Source organism: Actinomycetes bacterium (genome assembly GCA_024222295.1).
Classification (GTDB): domain Bacteria; phylum Actinomycetota; class Acidimicrobiia; order Acidimicrobiales; family Microtrichaceae; genus JAAEPF01.
On record JAAEPF010000030.1, the window covers coordinates 1 to 5,313 of the forward strand.

Genomic DNA, 5,313 nt, shown 5'->3' on the forward strand with positions numbered 1-5,313 from the left:
ACCGACACGGGCACGTGGCAGAGCCCCACCTGGGAGCCGACCGATAGAGTTGGTCCCGATGAGCCGACCAGCATCCCCTGCGCTGACCGTTCGGTACGACGGATCCCCGCGCACTTTCGCCGCTGGCAGCGATGTCGTCGTCGGCCGCGATCTGCGCGCCGACGTCCGCATTGCACACCCGTTGATCTCCCGGGCCCATCTCGTGCTGCGGTTCGAGCAGGGCCGGTGGATCGCCATCGACAACGGCAGCCTCAACGGGATGTTCATCAATGGACGCCGGGTGCCCGCAGCCGATATCACCGACGGCCAGCAGATTCACCTTGGCAACCCGGACGGGCCGCTGCTCACATTCGAGGTCGGACGTCATCAGGGTTTGGCGGGTTCCCCGCCACCGACCGCCGCGGTCCAAGGTCTGGACCGCCCCAGCGCGACCTGGCCCAGCCAGCCACCGCCACCCACGGGGCAGCCCCCGCACCCCGGGCAGTATCCGAGCGGACCAGGCCTTCACCAAACCGGACCGGGCCCTCGCCCTACCGGACCGGGCCCTCGCCCCACCGGACCGGGCCCTCGCCCTACAGGCCCAGGCCCTCGCCCCACCGGGTCAGGCCCTAGCCCCACCGGGTCAGACCCTCGCCCGACTGGCCCAGGCGTTCACGCGCCCGGTCCAGGTCCTCGCCCGACTGGCGGGCAGCCGCCGGCGCCGGCACCTGCGCCCATCTCGTCGCCGGACCTGGACTCCGTCACGGTGATGGGACCAGCCGCAGCGCCGAGGTCGGGTGACGGCAACATCGCGACCAGCATGCTGAAGGTCCTTCGGCCAGGCCGCCCGGCAGACGTGCCGGCGGGCTCGGTCAAAATCGGCCGCGCGGGCGACAACGAAATCGTCATCCCAGACGTGCTGGCCTCGCGTCACCACGCCACCCTGGTCGCGACGCCCTCGGGCACCGAGATCCGCGACAACGGCAGCATCAACGGCACCTTCGTCAATGGCACTCGCATCGACTCGGCGATGCTCACCGACGGTGACACCGTCACCATCGGCAACGTCGACCTCATCTTCGGCAATGGCACGCTGATACGTCGCACCCAGGCCGCCGCTGACAGTGCAGTCGGCGGCCTCGACGTCCACGGCGTCTCCTGGACCATCGAGGGAAACAAGACGCTGCTGGACAACATCTCGATGTCAGCGCGGCCGGGGACACTGACCGCCGTGATCGGCCCCTCGGGCGCCGGCAAGTCCACATTCGCCCGGCAGGTCGCCGGCTACACCCATCCGACGACGGGCCAGGTGTCATTCGAGGGCCACGACGTTCACAGTGAATACGCCTCGCTGCGCTCCCGAATCGGGATGGTGCCCCAGGACGACGTGGTGCATGGCCAGCTCACGGTAAGGCAGGCGTTGATGTACGCCGCCGAGCTCCGACTGCCTCCCGACACCAACCAGACCGACCGCGATCAGGTCGTCAACGAGGTGCTTCAGGAGCTCGAGATGACCGAGCACCTGAACACCCGCGTCGACAAGCTCTCCGGCGGGCAGCGCAAGCGCGCCTCAGTCGCGCTCGAGCTGCTGACCGGCCCATCGCTGCTCATCCTCGATGAGCCGACCTCAGGCTTGGACCCCGCCCTGGATCGCCAGGTGATGACCATGTTGCGCCAGCTTGCCGACGCGGGCCGGGTAGTGCTCGTCGTAACCCACTCGCTGACCTACCTCGACGTGTGCGACCAGGTGCTGCTGCTGGCCCCCGGTGGAAAGACCGCGTTCTACGGCCCACCCAGCGAGGTCGGCCCCTCAATGGGCACGACCAACTGGGCCGACATCTTCTCCCGTGTCGCCGGCGACCCAGACGGCGCGGCGCAACGCTTCCTCGCCCAGCACGGGCCTCCCCCGCCGCAGCCGCCCGCCCTCAGTCCCACAGACCTGGGTAACCCGACCCGGACCAGCACCCGAAGGCAGTTGTCCACGATCGCGCGACGCCAGATCCGGCTGGTGGTCTCCGACCGCGGGTACTTCGCGTTCCTGATGATGTTGCCGTTCATCATGGGCGTGTTGTCGCTGTCGGTGCCCGGCGACGTCGGGTTCGGCGTTCCCGTTCCCGCCGAGCAAGGTGGTGCGGCGCCCAATGAGCCGGGGCAGATCCTGGTGATGCTCAATGTTGGCGCTATCTTCATGGGCACTGCCCTGACCATCCGCGCCCTGATCGGCGAGCGGGCCATCTTCCGACGCGAGCAGGCAGTCGGCCTGTCCACTTCGGCCTACCTCATGGCGAAGGTCATGGTGTTCACCGGATTCGCCATCGTGCAGGCTGCGATCGTCACGTCTATCGCGATCGTGGGCAAGGGTTGGGGTCCCGGCGCAGTCGACAGCGGTGCGGTGATCAGCAACCGCAGCCTGGAATTGTTCGTCGACATCGCGGCGACGTGCGTGGCTGCCGCCATGGTCGGCCTGGCACTTTCGGCTCTCGCCAGGTCGAGCGAGCAGATCATGCCGCTGCTGGTGGTCGCGATCATGAGCCAGCTGGTGTTCTCCGGCGGCATGATCCCCGTAACCGACCGCATCGTCCTGGACCAGATGTCATGGGCGACGCCGGCCCGCTGGGGTTTCGCATCCTCGGCCTCGACCATCGACCTGATCCGGTTGGTACCGGGTCCGTTGACCCCGAAGGACCGACACTGGGAGCACACCTCGGGTGCGTGGATGTTCGACATGGCGATGCTGGCGGCGATCAGTGTCTTCTACGTCGGTTTTGTACGCTGGCGGATCAGGCTCAAGGCTGGCTGAGGAGGAACGAGCCAGCGAGAAGTCGACCCGGGAAGGGAATCAGCGGCTCTGGGGCCGAGAAACCTCACCCGCCGATGTCGAGCCCATGGGCGGCCGCGTAGGCCAGCGCCTGCTCGATGTCGACCATGGCGCCACGCAGTCTTGCCGTTGTCCAGAACGTCGGCTCGATGCGCGCGCCGCGCAGATCGGCGCCCTCCAGCCGGGCGTCCTGGACGCGCGCCCCTGTCAGGTCGGCGCGCCGCAACACCGCCTCGCGCAGGTCGGCAGCCACCAGGCTCGCTTCGCGCAGCCGGCAGTCGGACAGATCGGTTTTGCGCAAGTCTGCCCCGCCGAGCACGGCCAGCGTCAGATCCACCTCGACCAGCTTCATGGGCCTCATCCTGCAGTCGATGAACGTCGAACCGAGAAAGCTGCAGTGTCGAAACACACTGTGCCACAAGGACGTACGTCGAAAAATGCAGCTGCGGAAGGCTGAGCCGACATGCTCTGACTCGGTCAGATCAACACCGGAAAAGTCACATCCGGTGAACACCACACGTTCGGTGTGTAGGCGACTGAGGTCTTCGTCGCGAAAGTCGCGACCGCCGAATTACCGGTCGACTTCGTGTGCGTTCACGCCATCATCAGCCGGCGACGAACTGGTCGGCCGGCACGTACACCCCTGCAGTAATGCCTGACCCCGGCTCCCGGGCGACGGTGCTGCGAAGTCGCACCACCATGCCGTGCTGGGTCGCCAGCCGGCCCGCCACGAGCAGCCCCATGTGCAGTGCGGTGTACGAGTTGCCCTCACCGAAGGACTGCAGCCGGATGTTGGCCATCTGCAGATCGGACTCGGTCATTCCCAGACCGGTGTCAGCGACCTCAAGGACCAAGCCACTGGTGCCGGTACGCACGGCCGACACCGTCACCTGCGAGTCGGACGGCGAATACCTCAGCGCATTGTCGAGCAGCTCAGCGAGCAGGTGCACCAGATCACTTGCAGCGGCACCGGCGATCTCGCTCCCCGGCAGCCCGCGACGGTGATACGGCTGCAGTCCTCGGTCTCGGAGGCTGCCGCGTCGACCAGCGCGGTGACCGCCACCGGGCCGGGGTGCTCGTGGGGAAGCCGCTCGCCGGCCAGCACCAGCACGTTGGCGCCGATGCGCTGCATCCGGGCGGCGAGATGGTCGAGCCGCACTAAGCTCGCGAGCCGGTCTGGGTCCTCCTCGCTGCGCTCGAGTTGAGCGATGAGGGTGAGCTGCTCATCAATCAGCGACCGGTTGCGCCGCGACAGCATGTCGGCCATCTCGGTCACCTGGAACTGAAGCTGGGCGTGTTCGCCGGCGAATTGCACTGCCTGCTCCCGCAATTCGTCGACGGCGTGCGCGACCTGACCGATTTCTTCAGAAGTGTGCACAGGGAAGGGTCGCAGAGGGAACGGCTTGCCGTCGCTGCGGCCGTGTTCGACTTCACGAGCCAGGCCGCGGTGAGCCAGCTTGACCGCATTGTCGCGCAGCGTGCACAACGGAAGCACCAGAGAGCGAGCCGCCAGCGCGACGAGTAGGAGCGCAATCGCGATCGCGGCGACCACCAGTGCAGAGTCGCGGATCGCGGCAAACCGTGCATCGTCTGCCTGCTCGTGGACTGTCGCCGGAATCGATTGGACGGTCTCGGCGATCACAACGGCGGCGATATCCCGGGTGACCTGTTGGGAGGCCAGCAACCCGGGGTTCCCGGCGAGCACGGACGCCGGATCCGACATCACGAGCATCCGGTCGGCCATCGCCGATCGCAGCGCCTCTGCACCGCCAGTCCCGCCACCGAGGAAAGCACTCATCGCCGACACCATTGAGGGCTCAGCGCCAGCCAGTGTGACCATGGTCGAGCGCAGGACCTGCTCGGGAAGGTCAGCGCCACGGTTGACCAACAGCTGCTGCATCACCATCTGCCCGCGAGCACCGACGGCGTGCGACAGCGCTTTGCCCTGGGACCGGACGTTCCGGTCGTCGGCCACCAGGCCGGTGTCGTCGGCCACCAGGCCGGTGATGGCGGTCTCCGCGGCGATCAGCAGTGCCGCATAGGTCATCACCCATACCCGCAGATCGTCGGCGTTGCCCATGATCGTGCCGAGCAGGTCCTGGCCGTCGTCGAGCAGTGTGTTCGTGGCCAGCCCGACACTGTCGGGTACCTCGGTGTCGGCCAGTTGCTGTCGGAGATCGGTCCTGCGCGCATCGAAAATCGTCAGCGCGGCCTGGGTGTCTCCGCCCCCGGTCGCCGCGATCATCGTGTCCTCCAGCGCAGCGAGGTAATCGACAACGCCGGGCACCATGTCGGCCCGCTCGGCGGCCGCCCGTAGCTGCACTGCCGCTGTCGCACTGGAGTAGATACGCAAGCCGCCGAACACGACGGCCAGCACCAGGGGCACCACGACGATGGCAAGTACTTTCCAGCCAACCGGCCAGTGGGACAGCGCAAACCGAGACAGCCTCTTGTCAGCCGTCATCGGCCACCCACATCGTCGGCGACGGACCCCAGAGGTGCCGCTCGCAGGAAAG

The 5,313-nt window shown here is 67.3% G+C and carries 2 protein-coding genes and 1 pseudogene; 1 reads left to right on the forward strand and 2 read right to left on the reverse strand.

Translation table 11 applies throughout. The annotated features are described in order from the left end of the window. Positions 1–58: 58 nt before the first annotated feature. Positions 59–2,779 (forward strand): FHA domain-containing protein, encoded by a 2,721-nt coding sequence (locus tag GY812_10755; protein ID MCP4435956.1) that lies wholly within the window; start codon positions 59–61, stop codon positions 2,777–2,779. A 64-nt stretch (positions 2,780–2,843) separates the two neighbouring features. Here GY812_10755 and GY812_10760 read toward each other — a convergent pair whose 3' ends face one another. Further along, complete coding sequence (locus GY812_10760; protein ID MCP4435957.1) at positions 2,844–3,314, reverse strand: pentapeptide repeat-containing protein; 471 nt, start codon at positions 3,312–3,314, stop codon at positions 2,844–2,846. 88 nt (positions 3,315–3,402) lie between these two features. After that, positions 3,403–5,261: pseudogene (locus GY812_10765) on the reverse strand (sensor histidine kinase). Positions 5,262–5,313: the final 52 nt, after the last annotated feature.

What these genes read in the sequence shown, in the direction of transcription:
- GY812_10755 (MCP4435956.1), top strand. Translation starts at nt 59, where the DNA reads ATGAGCCGACCAGCATCCCCTGCGCTGACCGTTCGGTACGACGGATCC.